The organism is Wolbachia endosymbiont (group B) of Ischnura elegans (assembly GCF_947251585.1).
In the GTDB taxonomy this organism is placed as follows: domain Bacteria; phylum Pseudomonadota; class Alphaproteobacteria; order Rickettsiales; family Anaplasmataceae; genus Wolbachia.
Genome location: NZ_OX366371.1, coordinates 852259 through 873675, shown reverse-complemented (window position 1 = coordinate 873675; position 21417 = coordinate 852259). Strand labels below are relative to the sequence as shown.

The 21417-nt window shown below is 34.1% G+C and carries 25 protein-coding genes and 1 pseudogene; 4 read left to right on the top strand and 22 right to left on the bottom strand.

Annotation, left to right across the window (positions count from 1 at the left end; all coding sequences use genetic code 11):
• Positions 1–14 precede the first annotated feature (14 nt).
• Positions 15–1370: an IS66 family transposase gene (gene tnpC / locus OPR58_RS04435; RefSeq protein WP_265022241.1), complete on the bottom strand. Its 1356-nt coding sequence runs from the start codon at positions 1368–1370 to the stop codon at positions 15–17.
• Positions 1371–1454: 84 nt separating this feature from the next.
• Positions 1455–1814: pseudogene (locus OPR58_RS04430) on the bottom strand (helix-turn-helix domain-containing protein); the annotation flags it as partial.
• Between the two features lie 121 nt (positions 1815–1935).
• Between OPR58_RS04430 and OPR58_RS04425 the strand changes: the two are divergent.
• Positions 1936–2907, top strand: a complete 972-nt coding sequence (locus tag OPR58_RS04425; RefSeq protein ID WP_265023078.1) for an Rpn family recombination-promoting nuclease/putative transposase — start codon at positions 1936–1938, stop codon at positions 2905–2907.
• A 5-nt stretch (positions 2908–2912) separates the two neighbouring features.
• On the opposite strand, the gene OPR58_RS04420 is transcribed toward OPR58_RS04425, so the two are convergent.
• The 5 genes from OPR58_RS04420 to OPR58_RS04400 form a co-directional block, all read right to left on the bottom strand.
• Positions 2913–3662 (bottom strand): latrotoxin-related protein, encoded by a 750-nt coding sequence (locus OPR58_RS04420; RefSeq protein ID WP_265023077.1) that lies wholly within the window; start codon positions 3660–3662, stop codon positions 2913–2915.
• The gene (locus tag OPR58_RS04415) at positions 3616–3837 is read right to left on the bottom strand and encodes a hypothetical protein (protein WP_265023076.1); all 222 of its coding nucleotides are present in this window, start codon (positions 3835–3837) and stop codon (positions 3616–3618) included. Before OPR58_RS04415 ends, OPR58_RS04420 begins: the two co-directional genes overlap by 47 nt.
• A gap of 67 nt (positions 3838–3904) precedes the next feature.
• The gene (locus OPR58_RS04410; RefSeq protein WP_265023075.1) at positions 3905–6145 is read right to left on the bottom strand and encodes a Ulp1 family isopeptidase; all 2241 of its coding nucleotides are present in this window, start codon (positions 6143–6145) and stop codon (positions 3905–3907) included.
• Positions 6146–6323: 178 nt separating this feature from the next.
• Entirely contained in the window at positions 6324–7223 is a 900-nt protein-coding gene (locus OPR58_RS04405) for a hypothetical protein (protein WP_265023074.1), read from the bottom strand.
• 101 nt (positions 7224–7324) lie between these two features.
• Positions 7325–8452: a hypothetical protein gene (locus OPR58_RS04400; protein WP_265023073.1), complete on the bottom strand. Its 1128-nt coding sequence runs from the start codon at positions 8450–8452 to the stop codon at positions 7325–7327.
• Positions 8453–9436: 984 nt separating this feature from the next.
• Between OPR58_RS04400 and OPR58_RS04395 the strand changes: the two genes are divergently transcribed.
• On the top strand, positions 9437–9889 hold the full coding sequence (locus tag OPR58_RS04395) for an Hsp20/alpha crystallin family protein (RefSeq protein ID WP_264336590.1): 453 nt from the start codon (positions 9437–9439) through the stop codon (positions 9887–9889).
• A 189-nt stretch (positions 9890–10078) separates the two neighbouring features.
• Positions 10079–10255, top strand: coding sequence for a hypothetical protein (locus OPR58_RS04390; RefSeq protein WP_264336591.1), 177 nt, complete (start codon positions 10079–10081; stop codon positions 10253–10255).
• Between the two features lie 261 nt (positions 10256–10516).
• Here OPR58_RS04390 and OPR58_RS11270 read toward each other — a convergent pair whose 3' ends face one another.
• The gene (locus tag OPR58_RS11270) at positions 10517–10654 is read right to left on the bottom strand and encodes a hypothetical protein (RefSeq protein ID WP_264336592.1); all 138 of its coding nucleotides are present in this window, start codon (positions 10652–10654) and stop codon (positions 10517–10519) included.
• A gap of 586 nt (positions 10655–11240) precedes the next feature.
• On the opposite strand from OPR58_RS11270, the gene OPR58_RS04385 reads away from it, so the two are divergent.
• Positions 11241–11897, top strand: coding sequence for a BON domain-containing protein (locus tag OPR58_RS04385; protein ID WP_264336594.1), 657 nt, complete (start codon positions 11241–11243; stop codon positions 11895–11897).
• Positions 11898–12165: 268 nt separating this feature from the next.
• On the opposite strand, the gene OPR58_RS04380 is transcribed toward OPR58_RS04385, so the two are convergent.
• The 14 genes from OPR58_RS04380 to OPR58_RS04315 all read right to left on the bottom strand — a co-directional run bounded on the left by OPR58_RS04380 (position 12166) and on the right by OPR58_RS04315 (position 21408).
• The gene (locus OPR58_RS04380; protein ID WP_264336595.1) at positions 12166–13653 is read right to left on the bottom strand and encodes a recombinase family protein; all 1488 of its coding nucleotides are present in this window, start codon (positions 13651–13653) and stop codon (positions 12166–12168) included.
• Complete coding sequence (locus tag OPR58_RS04375) at positions 13646–14086, bottom strand: DUF2924 domain-containing protein (protein WP_264336596.1); 441 nt, start codon at positions 14084–14086, stop codon at positions 13646–13648. Before OPR58_RS04375 ends, OPR58_RS04380 begins: the two co-directional genes overlap by 8 nt.
• A 4-nt stretch (positions 14087–14090) precedes the next feature.
• Positions 14091–14552, bottom strand: coding sequence for an ankyrin repeat domain-containing protein (locus OPR58_RS04370; RefSeq protein WP_264336597.1), 462 nt, complete (start codon positions 14550–14552; stop codon positions 14091–14093).
• Positions 14553–14578: 26 nt separating this feature from the next.
• Positions 14579–15283: an ankyrin repeat domain-containing protein gene (locus OPR58_RS04365; protein ID WP_264336598.1), complete on the bottom strand. Its 705-nt coding sequence runs from the start codon at positions 15281–15283 to the stop codon at positions 14579–14581.
• A gap of 167 nt (positions 15284–15450) precedes the next feature.
• Positions 15451–16617, bottom strand: coding sequence for a phage tail protein (locus OPR58_RS04360; protein WP_264336599.1), 1167 nt, complete (start codon positions 16615–16617; stop codon positions 15451–15453).
• 263 nt (positions 16618–16880) lie between these two features.
• Entirely contained in the window at positions 16881–17672 is a 792-nt protein-coding gene (locus OPR58_RS04355; RefSeq protein WP_264336600.1) for a baseplate assembly protein, read from the bottom strand.
• Between the two features lie 2 nt (positions 17673–17674).
• The gene (locus OPR58_RS04350; RefSeq protein ID WP_012481796.1) at positions 17675–18010 is read right to left on the bottom strand and encodes a GPW/gp25 family protein; all 336 of its coding nucleotides are present in this window, start codon (positions 18008–18010) and stop codon (positions 17675–17677) included.
• A gap of 2 nt (positions 18011–18012) precedes the next feature.
• Positions 18013–18267, bottom strand: a complete 255-nt coding sequence (locus OPR58_RS04345) for a PAAR domain-containing protein (RefSeq protein WP_012481797.1) — start codon at positions 18265–18267, stop codon at positions 18013–18015.
• On the bottom strand, positions 18264–18728 hold the full coding sequence (locus OPR58_RS04340) for a phage baseplate assembly protein V (RefSeq protein ID WP_019078830.1): 465 nt from the start codon (positions 18726–18728) through the stop codon (positions 18264–18266). Before OPR58_RS04340 ends, OPR58_RS04345 begins: the two co-directional genes overlap by 4 nt.
• Positions 18715–19188 carry a hypothetical protein gene (locus OPR58_RS04335; protein WP_264336601.1) on the bottom strand — a complete coding sequence of 158 codons (474 nt, stop codon included), beginning with the start codon at positions 19186–19188 and terminating at the stop codon, positions 18715–18717. Before OPR58_RS04335 ends, OPR58_RS04340 begins: the two co-directional genes overlap by 14 nt.
• Positions 19185–19682, bottom strand: a complete 498-nt coding sequence (locus tag OPR58_RS04330) for a phage tail protein (protein ID WP_007302931.1) — start codon at positions 19680–19682, stop codon at positions 19185–19187. The genes OPR58_RS04335 and OPR58_RS04330 overlap by 4 nt, the downstream gene beginning before the upstream one ends.
• Complete coding sequence (locus OPR58_RS04325; RefSeq protein ID WP_265023072.1) at positions 19672–19974, bottom strand: head-tail joining protein; 303 nt, start codon at positions 19972–19974, stop codon at positions 19672–19674. The genes OPR58_RS04330 and OPR58_RS04325 overlap by 11 nt, the downstream gene beginning before the upstream one ends.
• 17 nt (positions 19975–19991) lie before the next feature.
• Positions 19992–20996 (bottom strand): major capsid protein, encoded by a 1005-nt coding sequence (locus OPR58_RS04320; protein WP_264336794.1) that lies wholly within the window; start codon positions 20994–20996, stop codon positions 19992–19994.
• Between the two features lie 43 nt (positions 20997–21039).
• On the bottom strand, positions 21040–21408 hold the full coding sequence (locus tag OPR58_RS04315; RefSeq protein WP_019078841.1) for a head decoration protein: 369 nt from the start codon (positions 21406–21408) through the stop codon (positions 21040–21042).
• Between the last annotated feature and the right edge of the window lie 9 nt (positions 21409–21417).

Genomic DNA, 21417 nt, shown 5'->3' with positions numbered 1-21417 from the left:
AATGAATTAAAGAACTAAGCAGTGACAGCTACTAGATTCTGTAGCTTTTGAAAGGGGTTCTGGCCATTTAGACGTGATGTCAAAAATATCGACAACATTCTTTCCACGAATCTTTCTCCACGTTCTGACCAGGTGAAAAAGCTGTTTTTACGATAAATTACGTACCGTCTAATTTGCCGTTCTGCAAGGTTATTAGTTGTTTCTATCACTTCAGGTTTTCTTAAAAACTTCCACATCATATCCTCAGATCGTAACATCTTAGCGGCCATTCTTGAAGCTTGAGTGCTATTTGCAACCCTCGTCATTTTACGTAAAAAATGTTTTACCCTTTTCCGAATTTTTCGCACCAGTCGATAAAATCTCAAATTATCTATCAAATTTTGTTTTTTTGCCTTATCTACTACAAACACCTTATTGCTGAGCGATTTTAGTGCTTGGCCAATTTTGCTCACTTCAACATTTTTACTATGGGCAAATCTCTCAAAATCTCTTGCCAGATGTGCCCAACATATCTGTCTATTTTCACGATTGAAGTAATTGTATACAGCGTATCTATCGCTCACAACTATACCATCATATTCTGGCAGTAAACTCTTCAACACCTTCTTACCACGAGACTCGCTTACCTTCAGAAGTGTCAACGCTTTGTTTGTTATTACCCAACTCCAGCCTCTCTTTCCTTGATTTCTGTGCCCTGTTTCGTCTATATGCAAATACTCGCTTCCTTGCAACTCTTCCTTCATTTTCTCATATTCAGATGCACACTTCTTCGATACCCTGCGTTCAGTATTTGAGACTAAACCAAGGCTTATATTTAGATTAAAAATACTGCCCAAAATTTGCTGTACCTCTCTTTTTGAGTTAATAAAAAAGCCGCTAAGGCTGCTTATAACTGTTTTAGCATTGGGTCCTAGAAAATCTCTTGCAACACCTTCGGGTAAATTTGCTGTAATTCTTTTATTACATACTCTACAATGTCCTCTTTGCAACCTGTACTCAGTTACAATTGGCTTAATTTCTGGCAACTCTGCCTTCTGATGAATAATTTCATCTTCTAAAGTAATCTTACCTCCACACATACAAATTGTATCAATTGTGCATCTCACTACCTCGTCTGCAGCCATTAATTCACGCTTATGCACCTTATGTCCTGGCTGACCTCCTGGTTTTTTATCACTTTTCTTTTTTGCTTTCTTACGATATATATCTCGTGATGGTGGCAGCGATGAATTTTGCGAATTTAAGCCCAATTTGTCTTCTAATTCAACTATTTTTGCTTTCAAGCTATCATTTTCTCTGATCAGTGCTTTTATTTCTTCCTTGAGATTAGCCTTTTCTGCTACAACCTTTTCTTGCAGCACTGTTGTCATTTACCCATTCCATATTTAGCTTCCTATCTCTTTACACTTTTATACTTACTTTGTAAACCACCTTATCTCCGTGAACGGTTACGTTTTTTTACTATTTTTCTCACTAACTTGAACAAATTTGGTTAGTAAACAAAACATTCTACGTAATTCCTGATCATTAATCTTTTTATATTTTCTTACTAGATTTAATATTTCCTCTCCCTCATCTTCAAAACAGATTTTTTCATTTGATACAGGAATTAGGTCTACAATACCAATCGACAATATCTCTGCTATAGCATACAACTTTTCAATCGAAATTTTACGTGTTCCTTTTTCATATTGTAGTACTATTTGATACGTTACGCCGATTTTTCCCGCTAAATCTTTTTGAGTATAACCTCGCTTTAACCTCCAGCTCCTTACTTTTTGTGCTATCTGGTACTTTATGGAGATATTTGACATACAGAAATAGATATTATACAGGTTAATACTACCAAATAAAGATATACAAAATGTTTGCATTTTAGTTGAATATTTCTTCACAATTGTGTATAATAATTAATGCTTTTTAGGTTAATTCGTCATGGCTCTTTCGAAATTTCTTGATGCTCGCAATGATTATGCCTTTAAAAGAATATTTGGCACTGAAAAGAATAAAGATATCCTCATTCATTTCTTGAACGATATTTTAGGCTTTACTGGTTTAGCTGCTATTCACGATGTTGAATTCTTAGCTACCATTTTGGATCCTGAAATTGCTGCTAAAAAGCAGAGTATTGTTGATGTTCTTTGTAAGGACTCTCAAGGCTCAAGATACATCATAGAAATGCAATTCACTAAGACTAAGGGCTTCGAAAAGCGTGCTCAATATTATGCTGCTAAAGCCTATTCAAGTCAAGCTGATCAGGGTGATGATTATCATAACCTCAAAGAAATTATCTTCATAGCTGTTGCTGATTGTATTATTTTTCCAGATAAGGCTGAGTACAAATCTAATCATGTCATTTTAGATCAAAATAGCTTTGAACATGACTTAAAGGATTTTTACTTCGTATTCATAGAACTACCAAAATTTACAAAGACAAAAGAAGACCAATTAGAAAATATAGTAGAAAAATGGTGTTACTTTTTTCGCTATGCAGGAGAAACAAGGGAAGAGGATCTAGATAAGATAGTTGGTAGTGACCTAATAATAAAACGAGCTTATGAAGAGATGAATAAGTTTAATTGGTCAGAAGAAGAGTTACTAGCATATGAACAAATGAAAAAACGCATAATGGATGAGGTAGCTGCTTTAGCTCAAAAATTTGATGAGGGTCTTAGAGTAGGTCAAGAAAAAGGTAGACAAGAAGGCATCCAAATCGGCCATGAAAAAGGTAAAGCGGAAGGCATTAAAATTGGTGCGGAAAAAGGTAGGGAAGAGGGTGAACAACAGACTAAAATAGCTGTAGCCAAAAACCTACTTGAAGCTGGCATCTCTATTGACATTATATCACAAACTACAGGCCTTCCTCCTGATGAGATCAAACATCTACAGGCAGAAAAGACCACATAGTCCCCTCAATTTATCGCTCTGCTTATTCCTTGAACCACTGATGTTCCATTTAAGAATGTATCCGGCTTTTTAGATAACTGTACTTTCCTTGAAACTTCCTGACCTAAAACTTTAGAAGGCTTTTCTACTTTCTGCTGTAGTATCATAGTTTCTTCCTTAGCTAAAACTTCTTCTAAGTTACTCTTTAAATGATCTAGAAACTTATCAGTTTGTTTAAATTCTGGACACGCTTCTTTTGCAATTGAATATAGAGTTTTTGCTATTTCAGAAAATTTTCCATTTATTATTTTTCCAATTATAGCTGATTGCACTACTACAGGATCAAAGTTTAGATTTGTCACTGATATTCCTGACTTAATAGCAGTTTTATTCAACACTTTCTCAAATCTATTTGTAATATTTAGTGCATAACCTCTCGCTTCTAATAGAGATATAGACTGATCTACTATAGAAATATACTTCTGACCCGTAACTTTTCTAATGAGCACATCAAGTAACATTATTGTACCATTTATATCTATTGGTGCATCAACTTGTGAGATTGAACTTGGAGTGCTTAATGTTTCCTTAGGTTTAGAACTTAATAACCAACTCACAGAGCTTTTTACCCAACCAAATAAATCATTTGTCCATGAAGATGATCTTGTACCACTATTTATTGTGTATTCACTTCTACGATTTCTAACGTGCTGCCTGCTATGCTCATGTCTATAGAAATTCCATAACTTCTGGAATACGATTGAAAACATCGTCATAGACTTGATCCCTATACTCTTTTTTCACAGTATCAACGTTTCTTGCAGCACTTATTTCTTCCTGATAATCTTTTAATATTATATCTTTATTATCATATTTTATAGACAAGGTTTTCATTTTGGGCTCTTTATAGAAATTTTTAAAATATATGATAAATGACTTATCTACCTCCATATCATTTCCGTTATTTGCGAAGAGAGATATACTATATTGCTTTGAGTTAATCTAATATCTTCGTTTATCATGGACTTTCACGCCCACGACTCCTGGAAACGTTACCAACTCCTGGAGATCTTAACTCATTTCCAGGTCTTGCATCATAGCTACTATCTCTAGCAAATATATATTCTAGGTTAGCTATACGTTGTTGATCTATACTTAATTTCTCCGAAATATCTTTTCTCATATCTATAAAATAATTTTCACCCCTTCCTTGAACTTGCAATTCGTCTCTTATTTGATCAAGGACATTATTTCCACTTCTTTGCAATGCAGCATTAATGTCTCTAGCATTTTCTAATGCCCATAAACCGCAGTTGCAACCGTCTCTCTGTTGAGTAATAGAAACATCATTAACGTTAATTTGAGCATCTTGTAAAACTTGACGAATATTATCTGGAGCATTATTACCCAACGAGTCCGCATAGTAACCATTATACTGCCCATTTTGATGAGAGACAACTAATGTAACCCAATGATTGTTATCTAAATTCACAATTAAAGTTAATGGCTTTCTTTTATCATCTGTTGTTACTTTACTCTGAAATTTTTCCAATTGACTAGCTATATGGTTTACTGACCCTACAACCTCAAATGACTCATCAGTTCCATCAATTCTATAATCATATTGTACCCTTGCAACGTCAGCTATATCATGTTGTTGAAGCCAGTAATGATAATCGTTTTCTGCTGTTGCAGATTCTAAAGTAGGCAATTCTTCTTGTATAGCTATATTCTTAAGTCTTTGTGATAGATCCTTTAGCTTTTCTAAATGTTCTTTCATGAATAAGTGAATAGAACTATGACTCACTTTAGCAGGAATAAGCTCATCACTCGTTAATATTAAAGAATTTTTATCTTTAGCTCGCACATTAACAACTACACCCATGAAAAATATTTTATCACTATCTGTGATTGCTTTCAGTGCTGCCCCTTTAGCATATCTAATGTTTTGTTCTTTTGTTAATTTATCAACCTCTTCTTTCATCCCTTCTTCATCTAAGTTTTTATCTATAAGCTTAAATTCCAGTGCTATAGGAGTGTATTCTTTAGTACCCTGAGGTGAAGGACTAATACCTTGAATTACCATATCAACACGACCACCTGCTCCTACTTGAAATTCAGGTATGATTACAGTCTTCGCAGAAGTCTCCTGTAGCTTTAAATCACTGTAACTACTAAACAAACCATTAAGAATGGCTTGTAATCTTGCTTCATTAGTAATCAAATCTTTAATAGAGTAAATCTTATCTGCTACTTCAGTAAGTAACACTTTATAGGCTTGCAATGAAACCTCACCGTCAGAGGCATGTTGAGAAGTAATTGCTTGATCAAGTTTTCCCTTTAATTCATCAGCATTAGGTATCTTAAGGAAATTACCTGCAAATTGTTGATTTGCACTACTTGGTTTATATTTGCTTATCTGTTCTATTTCAAAAAGTTCTTCAAAAGATAACCCTGTTTCATATTTTTTGAGACTCATTTTAATTTCTATGACATTGCCTACTCTCCCTATTCCGGGTATGTCCAGCACTGGAATTTTTTTATCAGTATAAAATTCTCTCGTATTGGATTCTCTGATATGAAAAATGAATGCTGTTTTCTCTTGCCCTTCATTACCTTGAACAAATATTAATGTTGTAACAGGGCTTTTAGATAAAGTGTATTCTGTTCCCTGAGGCCAATTTAGCGGATACTCATTATATGAATATATATATTTTTTTACGTTACCCTGATCTTGACCAATCTTGTTAATTAAAATTGATTGACCTAATATATCTCTACTGAAATAGTAATGATCTTTTGTTTCTTTATTCGCTGGAAAAGTATGGTATTCGCTTGATAACAAATCTTTTACCTTTCGCTTAAAAACTTCCTCAGAAATTGATTGATTATCCCACTCGCCAACTAGTTCGATAAATTCCTCCATCAAAGGAGCTGGTGGTTGTTTAATAGGTTTTACTTCAGTTTTAAACGGTTCCGCATTATCTAAATTCAACCCAACAGCAATAGCATTATCTGCATTGGTTAAAATCCTCATCTTATTTGGTCTAAAACCTTTTATATAATCTTCAGCTTGTCTCAGCGCATCACTTGGATCAACTTGTCCTTCAGTTCCAGCCTTGAGTTCAATAAGAATTGGAACTGAATCAACAGCACGATTAGGCCCACGAACAAGCAAAACAATATCAGCGTAACCTCCTCCAGCAAACTGTTCCAGATAGAGTTTGGTATTATCACGATATCGAAAGTTATCAAACATTCCTGCTACAAAACCATGTTGATCAGCTTCGCGAGCTCTATTGCCGTAAACACTATCTTGTAAGTTTAAATTAGTATGAATTTTTTTAATATAATTTAGAATAGCTTTAAGATTGTCCTGAACTTGCTTTTTATCTGGACTAGCAAGCTTTTCAATATAACTTTCCAGATAGACAGATTTACCCAGCTTTTTTTTTCACTTCTATAAATGGAAATTCTGTTGGAGGAGAGATAGGTATATCTTTGATCTTCTTTTTACTTTCTAGCTTAATATTTATTTTTTCATCCTCTTCATTACTCTTTAAAGTGTATCCCTTCACTGATGTAAGTCTTGATAATTCCTTTCTAACATCATCACTAAGATCTTTACCTGACTTACCTAAAAACTGCTTAATTTCATCAAAAAATTTATTTTTAAACGCATCGTTACCCTTTAATTCACCAGAATCAATTTGCATTGTTTGAATATTGCCATATATATCCTTAGCTTTACACTCCAATACGTTGTTCTTCAGATATAAATGTAACTTCTTCGACTTAACATCCTTGTCTGACTTTGGCTTGCTTTTTACTAACTCATACTTATCTTTCAAAATTTTTATCACATCAATTTGAAGCTTACGTTCGTCTAATGGAGTGTAATCTCTACCCATCACATTCTTCCACTCACCTGTGGTGAATTCAAAATTCCTAGTGCGTGTTTGTGGAGAGTTAGAATGTTGAGCTTCTATATCTTCAGTAAAAATAAAAACATGCGTTTTGGATTCTGTTTCTGCTACAACCTTTAAAGTTCTTGCCCCTTCAAAACGAAAATATAACTTCCTTATGCTTAGCTTATCGTTAAGCTTAGTATCTAACACACTGGAAAACCAACCTAAAAACCTATGAGGAAAAAAACCAGGCTTTTCACTGGAATGCAAATAAGATTGTATTTGATCAACCAATGACTGATATCTTGCTTCAAAAGATTTATCGAGTAGATCCACTGAATCAGAAGTTGAAGAATCTACCTTACCAAAAAGTAACTCCATTAGCTCAAAATCTTGTGGTCTTTCTTGTTGTTGATTGTTATCAACCATAACCTCCTCCTGATTTTAACCTTTTACAATTTTTACTCTTATTAAACTCTTTGCATGCTTTCGTTTAAGTCTAAGTAATTGAATTTCCAAAAACAGAAACACTATACTTTGCTTCTAACATCAGTCACCTTTTGCTGTATAGTTTCTACATCTAATGATGAAGTTGGCAACTGACTATCACCTGCCCCACAATGCAATTGCGTGTTTCTAACTCTCATAAACAGCTCATATTCTGATTTATCTTCTTCCATAATAGAGTACATTTGCTCTTGGCTAAGGGAGTTAACAATTTCAGATAATATTTTAACAGCTTTATTTCCCTTAATAAGAGAAGCAACCAAATCTCTGGTTGATGAGAGTTGTTCGCTTAGCTTATTTAAATAGTGTTGTTTATGAGACTCAAAGCCAGGACTATTCCACATAGAGGTAAGCATATCACTACCAGATTTGATAAAACTATCACCTGGTGCAGAGGTAATTGAATCTAACACTGTAAAAATTAGTACAGAATATTTTTCAGGAGATAAACATTCTGGCTCCAAATGCTCAAACAAGCTTTTGGCACTTTCAAAGGAGTAACTTCCTGTGAGCGTACTTAACGTATAATGATACTTATTTTGTTTAAAATCTCTTTTTAATAATTCATGATATCTGTTAGGATCAAGATGACGTAGGCAAAAATCAACCATTCCAACATCATCAGTAGAAAAACGTCCTTTATTATATGCTACTTCCATTAATAAATCTTCTTTCCTTTTTGGAGATACAGAATCAATTGACTGTAACTTATCCCAGAAGAATTCCAAGGCTTCAACATGCTTTTCTAGCATCGCACATTTAAAAGCGTAAACATATGGATGCTCATTATTTAATTCCAACTGATGTTCTTGGTTATTCATAGCATGTGACCAGTAGATCATTAAAGCCCCTTTATCACATCCCTTAACCAAACTCTCTACTGGTTTATTACCTAATGTTAATTTAAATTCTTCAAAAATAGCTCTTATCTCGTCTTCAAAACAACACCAGCAGGCAATTCTGTAGCGATCAAAGGGTCTAATAAGACTTCTTTGCCCATCCAAAGTTTTCAAGGCTAACAATTTTTCCCCGAAAGCATACCTATTAAGTCTAATTTGTCCTGAAGCATCTTCTATCTTCCAACAAGTTTCATCTTCTAAAACTTTCTTAAAAAGGGGTGGTATTATTGTGCTATCCCATTTATTCAGCAATGTCTGATATGCAATACACCATCTTTTAATCTCTAACTCTTTAAGCCCTTTATGAGGATCATCCTCTTTAATGGAAGTTAGTAATACCTTTTGTACATTTTCGTAATCTATACTTACCCCCTAACAAGATTTAATATATTTTAGACATGTTGCTCTACCTTTAAAACTTTGTCAATTACTATTATGTATAGAAAAATTTTCTAACCCAAAGTAGTTTTAGGCAAAAGACCCTTAATAGACTCAATACATGACCTTTTATTTATTTTAAATTTTGTTTTTGTCATACGCTTGTTAATTCTTTTACAAGTAAATCAATATTAATTTAGTAAAATATATTATTAATATCTCAAGTAAAACAGCCATTTCCAACGCTCAAAACTACCGTACGTGAGAACAAGTTTTCTTGGAATGCGTTGGTCTACCAAATGATACATACGAACTTTTTAATATAGTAATTTCATTATACGCTAAAACTAGCCACATTAGCCCATTTCATCCATATCTACATATGAACTGATTTGCCTAAGCTTATTGAAATAATTTAAATCTTCTATTTTTATAACCTTATTTTTACTCGGCTTGTTCTCACAAATGTATGACCTTTTTTGAAAGAGTAAATAATTCAATTCTTTATAACACTAACTAGCATGGTACTTTCACTAAAATATTTTTTGAAAAGGTTAGTTGACTTATAAATAATTCTCTACTAATACTGGCATGTGTTTGTTTATTCTGCTGAAATGCAGGTTTGCTGTAAAAACTTCAACAGCTTTCTTCTCTCTTCCATCATATTCTTATGGTCGTAAGTGGGTAGAGGTAATAAAATCTATCATTAATCAACTAAGCCAGAATTTTTTCTTATAATCAAGTTATAGTAAATTGGAACAGTTTTTCACATCTAACAAACTTTGACTTTAGATTTAGGATTGAAATTAGTAAGTGGAATGATTATGTAATGCATGTATTAATAAAAGGAGGTACAACATGAGTAATATAGTTCATTTAAATAAAAACAATAATCGTGATAATTTTAGTGTAAGAGGGTTACAAAGAGCAGTTGATGACATATTTGATAGCTTCTTTACAGGATGGAATCCAGAGCTTTCCAGAAGAAGCAGTCTACTACCAGCTTGTGACTTTTATGAAACAAAGGAAAGCTATTGCCTCTCATTAGAGTTACCAGGTATTCCAAAAGAAAGCATAGATATTAGTATATCTGGCGATAACTTAATAGTGAAGGGTGAAAAAACATGTGATAATGAATCAAAAGATAAGCAGTTTTATCATAAAGAAAGGTACTATGGCTCTTTCTATAGGTCTATTCAGCTTCCAGTAAATGTAGAGCAAGATAAAGTATCTGCTAATTTTTCAGATGGAGTATTGCATGTAACTATACCTAAGTCAGAGAAACACATCAAGAAAATTGATGTAAAGTAACCAGTAAGTAATAGCAGGCTTCTAGTTTGGGGCTTGCTATTTTAAATCATTATAGATAGAGTATAATAAAGTTCCGTTATCTTTGCGTATTTATTATACAGATAGTGTAAAGCCTTTGTTACGCCTACATATTGTCAATAATCTATTAATAATTCTTATGATATAATTGGCTTTGAAGAAAGAGGGAGTATGAGTGAAGCAAATCCATTAGGTACATTGAAGGCTAAAATTAAAGAACTTGGTTTTAGTAGTTTAAGAGCTAAAGATAATAAAAGCGCAAATTCTGGTGAGCAAGCATATAAAGACATTAATAGAATGGATTTCATCATTAACGGAGAGAATATTTTACTATTACCACAAATATAAACGTTTATTGTGTAGCTCTTAATGGTATAACTTTTGCTTGAAACAACTGTTTATATGATACAATTTACAGCCTTCAGTTGCTAAAATTATAACTCTTAATTTAATAATTTTAATCTAATAAGTTTCAGGTTAATAAAATCAAATTATTTGAGCAAATACAATACCATGTCTTTGATTTGTGGGTAATAGTAAGGTTTTAAACCATCCTGGAGAAATACAATTGATACGTATTTTGTAAGGTGATAATTCACCCACTAACGTTTAGATTAAGTGAATTATAGCAGCTTTTCCACCTTTCGCTGGTATGGAATCACCATTAATACTACCAATATTGATAATTGACCCATGAATGTTGTTATATTTCATATGACCAGCAACTGCTTTTGTTACATACCACACACCTATCAAGTTCGTTTGAATAATGCTTTCAAAATCAGTATTTTATCTTCCTTAAAGATAGGTGTCAAAGAAGCAATCCCAGCATTATTTACGCAGATATCGATCTTTATTTGGTATATATCAATTTGGATGGCCTTGGAGTTCTTAATCTCCAAAGCAAATGCTTCAAGTTTCTCTATCCTTCAGCCTATAAGCAAAACACGTACACCTGCATCACTTAAAGTGCGAGCAAATTGCTCTCCAAGAACGCCTGAAGCGCCTGTGATAATTGATGTCTTGCCGTGTAAATCAAATACTTGAGTCATTTAAATTGCCTATTAGGCTTTAAGCACCAATTGCAAATACACTTAATCTTCTACTCACTGTTGGTCAAAGGCATTCATCACTTGTTTTAGAAATTTGATTCATTATTTTCATGACAAAAACGTCTTCTCTACTTTTGCTGGTAATGTCATCAAAAAATAAATTAAATTATTACGAAAAATTTGCTTGACAAACAATCATTTAATTGAGATATTATAAAATGTCTTGTTTCTTACCTACGTTAAGGCTTGGAGGTGAGGTTTTTTATAAATTTGGAGGCTCTATGGTAACAAGTGGTGAATTATATACGAACGTTATGGACAAGTTACGATTTGAACCAGGTATTGATGAATCAAATATAACTATTTCAATTAAGGATAATAGTGTAGTCATATTGGGTGGTAAAGTCAAAAGCTATGCTGAAAAATGTTTAGCTGAAAAAGCAGTACAAAAACTTAAACAAATTAAAGGTATAGCTAATGAGTTAGAAGTGGATCTTACACCAGACTACAAGAGAAATGATGATGACATAGTCCAAGCTGCTCTTACTACTTTGAAGTGGAGTTTTTTTGTCCCGCATCAACAAATTAAAGTAACTTTGGAAAATGGACATTTAACTTTAACTGGTGATGTTGAGTATTATTATCAGAAAGAATATGCAGGAAAAGCTGTACAACATCTATACGGAGTGACATATTTTACTAATGATATAAAAGTAAAACCTAGTGTTGATGCAGTAGAGGTGAAAGATAAAATTACTAAGGAGTTTGAGCGTAATGCGCGCATAGATGCAAATAATGTTCAAGTAGAGGTTGATGGTAGTAAAGTGACTCTCAAAGGTAAAATAAGAAATTTTGATGAACGTAAAGAAGCAAGAACTGCTTCATGGGCTGTCCCTGGTGTCACTAGTGTAGTAGATAATATGGTTACTAGTTGCTAATGTTTACGGGGTAGAGATTAGTTACTTTAATTTTTGCCCCAGAGTTTTTAATTAGATATTATGAAAAATTCACAAAATGGTTTATTATGATCCTTATTGCCATTCAATAGTAGTTAAAAGAATGTATGCTGCAAATATATAGTTACATGCTATTTCGACTGTCGTTGTCTAGTATAGTTTCTATATTAACAGTTTTGTCTAAAATTGTAATAAATATACGTGTGATTAATAGAGGTTATTATAACTGACTTGTCAGGTTGAGTCTTATTTAATACACATAAAATTTCTCCATCTGCCCACTCCACAGCATCGGTATTTCTTTTAAATCTACTAGCCTCAAATTACTTGGCTGTCTCCCATTTATTATGTCTTCCTTTATTTTTGGAGCTAAATAATTCAATCTTAAAATTTGTTGTATACGTCTTGTACCTATATTAATTTTGGCACTCAGCTCTTTCACACTTGAGTATTTTCCCTCTTCTAGTTGACGTTTCCACAGATGGGCTCTTACCACTGCTTTGAGTAGCGCATTATTTGTTTTGCCTTCCGGTTCTACTACTGTGCATTTATTTCCTTTCTTTTTTAACCACATTGGTATAAATTCCACCTTATCCTCTGAACTCACTTCTATTTCACCTTCTTTTACCATTACTCCCTTTATTAACTTTTTCACTACTTCTTTCTGCTTTCCAAAACTTAAATTTTTCCATTCTTCTTCGGTCTTTTCTTTCCAATTTTCATATAGCTGCTCCGCTTTCTTCATCACTTCTTTTTCTACTTCTCCGGCTACTACAGTCCGATTTATTGATTCACAACCTTTTCCCCTTAAGTGATTATTACATATATAGTATCGATACCTTTTATTCTCCTTTTTTGAGTATGTCAGCGTCATGTTTACTTCACAGCTCTTGCACTTAATTATTCCCCTAAGCAATGCTTCCTCATATTTTGCTTTTCTATATGGCTGATCCTTTATCAATTCCTGTGCTTTTTGCCATTTTTCTTTTTCTATTATTGCATCGTGCTTTCCTTCATACTCTTTCTCATAATGCCTGATTTTTCCCATATATATTGGATTCGTTATTATTCTTCTCACCGTTGCCTTTTTAAAAATATCAGACCTTGTTTGGTATCCTTCTTTGTTTAATTCCCTTGCCAGTTCTGCCATTGACTTCAGCTCAAAATACCTTTCAAATATATGCTTCACTGTCTTTGCTTCTTTCTCATTTATTATTAATTCTTTATCTTTTACATCATACCCAAGCGGTAAAGTTCCACCCATCCATAACCCTTGCTCTTTTGATGTTGCTATTTTATTTTTTACTCTCTCTACAATCATCTCTCTTTCTAGTTGTGCTGCTCCTGATAACACTGTTTGCACGAACTTTCCCATTGGCGTATTATTGTCAAATATCTGCGTTACTGCTATAAAATTTACTCGGTGTCTTCTAAAAAATGATGTTACTTCGATGCTGTCTTTTGTTTCTCTTGATAGTCTGTCTAGTGTGTACACTACTACACAATCTACTTCTCCTCCTTTAACATCTTCAAATAATTCCTTTATTGCTGGTCTTTCTAAGTTCTTTCCTGAGAAACCTCCATCATCGTACCTTTTGGCCAATGCTACCCAGCCTTCTCTGCTCTTTATGTACTTTTCACATGCTACTCGTTGCGCATCTAAACTATTAAACTTTTGTTCTAGACCGTCTTCATTTGACTTCCTAGTATATATTCCACATCTTATCCCTTTACACATTTTCCTTTCCCTTTTGATCACGCAAACCAAATAGGAGCGGCCCATTGTAGCTCATTCCCATTATTTTTCCTGCCACTGCTGATAATGACGTAAAAAATTCTTCTCTGTAGATTAAACCCTTATCTGTCACCATTACCGCATGTGTCTCTTCTCCTCTCTCTAGTATTAATTCTGTCCCTTCTACTGGTAGTTTATCGCTACTTATTCTTTTTCCTTTCTCTAGCCGATCTGCCAGATACTCTAGTCTTTTTGTCCCCTTTCTTGACATTTTTCCATACGCTTCCTCCTGCATTCTATAAGATAATCTTGGTATCAGATATTTCTTTGAGTATCTAGGTGCTTCTTCCTCATATACCTTCTTCCATATTTTTCTCAGTTCTGCCAACGCTTTTTTCTCTAAATTCATTACTTTCTTTTCTGTTTCTTCCTCCATATTTTTAGCCTCTCATAAATAGCTTTTCAATCCTGTCTGTTTCTTTCTTTAATACCTCGGTTATCTCTTTACTATTTTTCGCATAATCCATCCCTGTCATTCCAAATTTATCTGCTTGCTCTATTTCTGCTCCTGCTTTTACTAGCTCCTCCACTATTTCTTTTTCACCTACCATGCACGCAAGGTGTAGAGGTATGCATTTATTTCCATATTCCTCAGCATTTACTTCTGCTCCTGATTTTATCAATTCTCTCACGATTTCTAGACGTTTCTCCGTTACCGCTAGGTGCAGTGCTGTATATCCTCCTACATCTGCTGCATTTACATTCACTCCTTTTTCGACTAATAACTTCACTGTTTTTGCGTCTACTGCATAATGCAGAGCTGTTCTTCCATTCTCATCTCTTGCATAAATATTTTTAAACGAGTTCTCTAATAGTGACTCCTCTTTTCCTTCTTTACTCATAACCTACCTCACCTTTTTTTTGAATTTTAAGCCCTCCTTTTCACCACCTCATCTATCATTTCACTTACTTGGCTTATTATTTTGCTTGCTAAATTTTCACATTCTTCCTTTATTAGTGATTTGTCTCTCTTCCTTATTTCTCCTATCTCTATTATTTTTAGCTCCGGTAAATAACTCCCATTCAACATGTCTGCTATTTCTCCCACTAGCCTCTCTATTCCATAGCACGTCAGTTCTCTACTTTTTGTTATTCCTCCTTGTTCTCTCAGAAACTTACTTGCCTTTTCACTCTCTTTACTATCACATAGACGATACTTTTCACTTTCCCAGATGTAATACATTGGTGTTGCACCGTACTTATTCAGTTGATTAACTTCAGCTCCAGCCTTTACCAGCTCTTTTATTATTTCAACTCCTCCTATTTTGCATGCAGAGTGGAGTGGCGTACATCCACTGACATATTGAGTGGCATTTACTTCTGCTCCCGACCTTAGCAGCACTTTTACATTTTCTAAGCTTTTCGCAAATACTGCACAGTGTAGTGGCGTATAACCATTTTTATCTCTTGCATTTACCTCTGCCCCTTTTTTTATTAATAACTTCACTGTTTTGTAATTGGAGATTTCTACTGCTTGGTGTAATATCGTCTCTCCTTCTTCATTTCTTTTATTAATATCCTTACTTGATACTTCTTTACAAAACTTACTAAAAGATTCTTTGCTAAACTTCATACTTACCTCACAAAATTAGCTTTTCTAGCGCCAGACAAATTTCTTATATTTACCTGCCGCTATTCAAGTCATGTCCTTTTTAGCATGAGAAAGCAAGTCCTTTTCTTTTTATTTCATACATTTTAACCTATTATTAATATAATATATGAGGATCTAAATATAAGTATTTAACTTATTATAGATATTACTTGACTATTTTTCCAACTTCTGTGCAAATGTCGATGTTCGTGCCACTTCAGTACTCCTGGATAAAATACTAAAATGTGCTTTTCTAATTCGTGTATTGAGTCTTTTTGCTCTGAATATAAGTCGTTTTTATAGTAAATGTTGTGTTCTGCTAAAACATATTTTCTGACCTTCTGATCTGTATAATTTTCTACTTTGTAACGATGGATAATACTGAATCTTTCTAAAATTGGCTTGTGTTTTAAATTCCAACGTTGCCCTGAAAGTTTATCGTTTCCCAATACAAATTTATTTCCTTTTTCTTCTACGCTACTTACTGGAAAGCACCCATTTATTTCTCCTAATTTCCAGCTATCTGACAGTACAATCTGTGCTTTGGCAAACTTTATTTCTGGTAATAAGCTCTGTGATAGAGGATATAGTGCTTTTAAGTTGTACCACTGATGACTTCTTTCATAAATGCCTTTGTAATCCTTTGTATGAGCCTCTGTTTCTCCAAGTACTGCTACATCTAATCGATATATGTCATTACTAAATGTTTGTTCATAATGCTCTCTTAAATAGTTGTCTACAATCTCTACTAACGGACCACTAGACCTGAAAAAATTTACTCTTCCAAATGATAACACTGGTCCATCTTTTTCTATTTTTACCCCTGAATAATCAGAAAGAAGATCTCCAAATAAACTCTCATCCAATATAAATCTCTGCACATTATAATAATCGTTAAAAATCCTCATCAATCTGGATCTTACAGGCAGTGATAGTTTTGCAAGTTCTACTACTGCATCTACGAAGAAGTCATTTGGTACCTCTTTTATCCCTACTTGCAACTCAAAAAAATGTTTACCAGGTGGTTCTTCAATAATTTTAATATCTTCTATATTTGCCCATTTTAGTGCTATTTTTAGTGATGCTGGAGTTCCTCGCAGTCTTTGAAATTTTACTCCTTCTATTACGGCTTTTCTTCTATCTTTTACCCAACGCAGTATCTCTTCTAAACCATATTCCTCAATCAACCACGGCAATATTTTTTCCCCTAGGCTAAATTTAAATCCTCTTATCCTGCTTGGATCAACTTTATAATCGATTGCATTAACCAGTGCTTGCTCTTGCTTTGTTGCGTTTGGCGGTAATAAACTTTTCATTTGTCTTTTCTTTCAAGTTGCTTTAATTTCCTTTATTTAGGTAGCTTATGAGTAACCAAGAGATCATTGCAGAAAAATAAAGATGTTCTTAATATCGAAAACACTCTCCATAATATTTGACCATATTATCCATACTTTAAAAAACAAGTTACAACTTCTGGAAGAAAATCAATACTTTCGTCTCCCTAACATTGGATCCAGTAAACCTTAAACCACTTATTGCACGCAATCCCCTCACTGGCACAAAACAAAAAAAATACGTTTTAAATCCTATCTAACTTGACGTGGCCAAGCACTGCACACTCATTCCCCAATACCACAACATCCTCTTTTGGTTCTATTAATTCTACGTTTTCTACACCCTCTACAAATAGATTCGCTATTATCCACGATCTTGTTACACTCCATCCCAGCCTTCTACTTTCTTCAAACTTCTTAATAAATTGCTTCTTGATTTCCTCCTTTGATATTATAGGACTTATGCTCATTCTACTGTGGATATCTATTTCCATAATATTGCAACCGATTACTGTTACTGTATCAGTTAAAACCCTTATATCATCTCTAGTAACTTGCTTTCTTACAATTTCAAGTAGCTCTTCTAACACTATGCCAGTTTGTGTTGATAAAATTGAAATTTGTACTTTTCCTGGTATAGGTGATTCTACTAGTGCATCTTTTACTCTACTATCTGCTGACAGTGCATGATATTTATAATATTCCTTACTTCCTCCTGTTGACCAACCTGCTATTTTTGCTTTTACCCTCTTTCTAAATCTTTCATCCTCTTCTTCTTTTTGTCTTTCCACTCCATAAAACTCAGCCAAATTATCAAGATCTTCTCCTGTCGCAAATTTAAGTAAGTTACTCTTTACTGCTTCATTTATTCTTTCTCTAAGCAAAAGTTCTCGCCATGCTGCTACTTCTAATACCTTCATTGCTGGATCACTTTCTACCAATCCTGTAAAACTTGCATCTCGCTTTACTAACTCTTCCTTCATTCTCGAAAAGATTTCTTCATAACTCAGCTTTTCTACAATATTTAGCTGCTTCATCTTTAAACTACAATTTCATCAAAATGAATGTTTTTCCCGCTTGGTAAGTATAATCCTTCTAGATCAAGCGTTACTTTTCCTTCTTTCACCTCTGTCATTTTTACTTTTTCTAGCTTAAATCTTTCCTCCCACCTTTGTAGAGCTTCTGCTACTGCTGAATAGATTTCCAAAGTTAGATCTCTATTTATTGACTTATCTACTAATTCAAATAATCGAGAACCATAATCTCTCCTCATTATTCTACTGTTAATAGGAGTGGTCAGTATATCAATTATCGACTGCTTTAAGTGCTCTATTCCTTCTAACGTTTTTCCTGTTTTAGCATCCATACCCTTCATTTCTATTTTGCAAAAACGCTTTCACTGCCTTTTATTACTTTAAACCCACATGAAACTATATCTCCTACTCTTCCTACACTAAGACCATTTGCAAACACTGTTTTTGATCCTTGAATCATTACTTTTCCTTCACTAAAACTTTCTCCTTGTCTACATATTGACTTACCGTTTACAAAAACATTGTTACTCCCACTAATGCAGAAATGTGGTATAGCTTCTCCACAGTAGTCTCCTAACCTCACTATTCCTTTGTTCAATTTAAGTCGATCCTTTCTGCTTTCAGTTTTATTCCACTTTTTGTCATTTCTATACTCGATCCCCCAGCCTTCAGTGTTATTTTGTCCACTACTTCAATCTCTAAATGATGCTTCTCTTTATCATATAACAGTCTTGTTCCATCCTGAAACTTCACACTATTTATTTCTTTTTTATTCTCGAGTGTAGGGTACTTTTCCTGGTATATTCCTGCTAACACTACTCCTAACGATAATTCGCCAAGAGGAGAAAATATCATAACCTGTTCACCGATATCTGGTGGAGACCAATCTCTATCTTTTCCTGCTTTGCTCGTTATCCATGGTAAATAATCTGTTAAAAATTCTCCTATTTTTACTCTTACTTTTGCTTTTTCATAATCTACTTCTTTCACCAATCCAATACGGATAATATTCGCTAATTTTCTATTTAGCTCTGAAATTGCAAAACTATGTTCTAACATGCACTTCACCTATCTCAATAACATGTGGCATTATGCCAGTTGACCATACTGATTTACCCACATGCACTTCATGAGTCCACTCCACTAACCACACTAAATATGCATCGAGCTCTGGCCTAAAATCATCTCCTCCTCCTGATATAAATTCTCCTGGTGAAACATTTTTCACGTTCCAAGTATTTTTATTTACTACTTTTGCAACTTCGCTAGCTAATGATCTAACAATAATAGGTGCATTTTCTATTGTGCTATCAATCACTATTCGTGCCTCAAATCTTGCTTTCAGCGCTAATTCCTCTGTTCCAGGATCTTTTCCCGATTCTAAACTCACAAGCTCTACAAATAACGCTGGCGCTAATAATTCTTTTCTTATCGATGGATAAATTTCACAAGTTTGAATTGCTGGTATTTCTCTCTTCAGCGTGGTACAAATTTTATCATGTAAATCTTTCAAATTCATCCTTTATAGCTCAATTCACGTTCAAAAAATTTTGTAAACACTTTCTCAACCTCATAATTAACAAGATTTCCTATTATCCTTGAAGCCTCAGGTTCGAGTGGCAATTTAACTTCCTTTATTGGCAATGCTGCTCTTCCTTCACGTTTAAAAGCTCCTTTATAACCTCTTGGCATTGTTGCAGTAAATGCTCCTATAAACTCATGATTTCCTGTTTTCGTACCTCTTTTTGTTTCTCTCATACTGCCAATAGATGAAGCCCTTACATCATACAAGTTTGCTCTTATTAAAACCTCTAACCTACCTGCTTTCGCTTTAAAGATTCGCAACCTTTTTCTCATTACCGTTAATTTTATCTTCTTTTCCTCACTGATTTCCTTAGCTGCTTGTCCCTTTAACCATATTGCTGTTTTATTCAGTGCTTTTGCTACTACTAATTTGATTTGAGCTTCTTTTCCTCTGATATCACTTATTACCTGGTTTACATTATGAAACACTTCCTTCTCCTACAGCTTGAATTTTCCATATTTTACTTGAAGAATCTTTCAATGGTGGTTCAAAAATCTTGTAGAACCTTTTTTCAATCTTGATATAATCACCTATGCTAAAGGAAGTAACGTCCTGATCACGTATTTCTATAGAAGCAATTTGCTGAGTTAATGCTCCATCTGTACCTAAAGAGTACGTAGTCTCAGGACGTTTCATTAGCACTTTTATTTTATGAATACCCTCCTTATTTTTATTACAATATGTGGCTTCCACTCCTAGATGCTCAAAACAATCCTCCAACAACCTCTCTATACTCATTAACTTGCAGTAATTTTGATTAATACCCCAGGTCTGTGACACATTGGCAGAGGGTTTGACTGCGTATGTAAATCAGTCCCTCTATCAAACCTCCTTGGTTCTTGCTTTGCATATAGTGGCTGTCCAAGAGTATTTACTGTCTCATTAAAATCTGCTGGTGCAAAATATGTCGTAAATGTGCTTGCTGTTCCTACTGGAAAACAGTGCCCTGTATCTTTCTCAATAAATCTTCTCACGGTTCCTTCAGGGTCAGTTGCTTGCCCTCTATATTCCTCAAATGTTATACCACAAAACGTAAATCCTGATCTCATATCATTCCGAAGAGCTGCTCCTTCTTGCCATCTCTCGTATGCTTCTTTCACTTTACTATGCGAAGTTAGTGCATCAAAAAACTCAGGGCTTACCAAGGCATGAACTCCTGTCATATATTCACCACTTAGATTATCTTCTATATGCCGGAGTACTTCCAGACACTTACGTTTTACATCAGTTGTTGCAGTTCCTAGTGCAAAATTTACTACTTTTGGTGTGATTTCAAATTCGTTGTACAGATTTAATAATTCTGACCCATCAGCATCTAAAATTATTCCTTTTAGCGCTCCCATTCGTAAATGCTCTAATGTTATTGCATGTTTGTTTCTCATCAATTGCAAATGATCGGTTATTACATCTGCCAGCGCTTTAAGTTCACTTTCTGATCCAAATGCTCTTATTCCCTGTACTTCCTCTGGTAACACTACATCATCATGTGGAATATGTGGAATCGTAAATGTTCTTACCTTTCTTTTTCCTCTTTTTCCTACTGTTGCTGGCGCTCCGGGTAACTGAGTTGGTAGTAGACTTAAAACTCCATTATGTTCTTCTATGGTAATATGTCTAAATCTTACTGACCTACTTGGAAACAAATTTAGATTTTCAACTCGTCCATAATTTATCGGCAATATATTCATCGCATTTGTTAGTGCCGTCATGCTAAATGCTGTATTTGTAAATGGATTTTGCATTTTTTCTTTTCCCCCTTTGTTTTTTTTATTGTTTAATATAGCCTTAGACTGCTTTACGGATAATGATCCCTCGTCCTTCAAGTTGCTTTATTGCTGCAGTTTTCTGCTCTTCAGTGATATTTGCTGGCCATACAACTGCATGATCTGCTAGCATTGCTATACGTGTAATGATTACTGCTTTGGCATTTTCTGTCGCATTTATATCACTTGTTATTACACCTATTGCTGTTTGTGTGCCATCTGTGGCAATTGGATTTATTATCCTAATCATGTTGTCTTTATCACGACCAACAACTGTCCCTAGCTTCAGATTTTGACCCTTTGCTACCGTTATTTGGTCTCTTGAATATAGGTTGGACACTTCATATTTTAAAAGATCGCCTAAATTATTTCCTTCAGTTATACTTATCATGTCTTTTTC

Coding starts and splice junctions, on each gene's coding strand:
- OPR58_RS04410 (WP_265023075.1), bottom strand. CDS start 6,145: ATGTTTGATAACTTTCGATATCGTGATAATACCAAACTCTATCTGGAA.
- OPR58_RS04355 (WP_264336600.1), bottom strand. CDS start 17,672: ATGAAGCAGCTAAATATTGTAGAAAAGCTGAGTTATGAAGAAATCTTT.
- OPR58_RS04360 (WP_264336599.1), bottom strand. CDS start 16,617: ATGAAAAGTTTATTACCGCCAAACGCAACAAAGCAAGAGCAAGCACTG.
- OPR58_RS04350 (WP_012481796.1), bottom strand. CDS start 18,010: ATGAAGGGTATGGATGCTAAAACAGGAAAAACGTTAGAAGGAATAGAG.
- OPR58_RS04315 (WP_019078841.1), bottom strand. CDS start 21,408: ATGATAAGTATAACTGAAGGAAATAATTTAGGCGATCTTTTAAAATAT.
- OPR58_RS04335 (WP_264336601.1), bottom strand. CDS start 19,188: ATGAATTTGAAAGATTTACATGATAAAATTTGTACCACGCTGAAGAGA.
- OPR58_RS04380 (WP_264336595.1), bottom strand. CDS start 13,653: ATGTGTAAAGGGATAAGATGTGGAATATATACTAGGAAGTCAAATGAA.
- OPR58_RS04320 (WP_264336794.1), bottom strand. CDS start 20,996: ATGCAAAATCCATTTACAAATACAGCATTTAGCATGACGGCACTAACA.
- OPR58_RS04425 (WP_265023078.1), top strand. CDS start 1,936: ATGGCTCTTTCGAAATTTCTTGATGCTCGCAATGATTATGCCTTTAAA.
- OPR58_RS04375 (WP_264336596.1), bottom strand. CDS start 14,086: ATGGAGGAAGAAACAGAAAAGAAAGTAATGAATTTAGAGAAAAAAGCG.
- OPR58_RS04365 (WP_264336598.1), bottom strand. CDS start 15,283: ATGAAGTTTAGCAAAGAATCTTTTAGTAAGTTTTGTAAAGAAGTATCA.
- OPR58_RS04420 (WP_265023077.1), bottom strand. CDS start 3,662: ATGACGATGTTTTCAATCGTATTCCAGAAGTTATGGAATTTCTATAGA.
- OPR58_RS04405 (WP_265023074.1), bottom strand. CDS start 7,223: ATGGTTGATAACAATCAACAACAAGAAAGACCACAAGATTTTGAGCTA.
- OPR58_RS04385 (WP_264336594.1), top strand. CDS start 11,241: ATGGTAACAAGTGGTGAATTATATACGAACGTTATGGACAAGTTACGA.
- OPR58_RS04395 (WP_264336590.1), top strand. CDS start 9,437: ATGAGTAATATAGTTCATTTAAATAAAAACAATAATCGTGATAATTTT.
- tnpC (WP_265022241.1), bottom strand. CDS start 1,370: ATGACAACAGTGCTGCAAGAAAAGGTTGTAGCAGAAAAGGCTAATCTC.
- OPR58_RS04390 (WP_264336591.1), top strand. CDS start 10,079: ATGAGTGAAGCAAATCCATTAGGTACATTGAAGGCTAAAATTAAAGAA.
- OPR58_RS04340 (WP_019078830.1), bottom strand. CDS start 18,728: ATGTTAGAACATAGTTTTGCAATTTCAGAGCTAAATAGAAAATTAGCG.
- OPR58_RS04415 (WP_265023076.1), bottom strand. CDS start 3,837: ATGGAGGTAGATAAGTCATTTATCATATATTTTAAAAATTTCTATAAA.
- OPR58_RS04370 (WP_264336597.1), bottom strand. CDS start 14,552: ATGAGTAAAGAAGGAAAAGAGGAGTCACTATTAGAGAACTCGTTTAAA.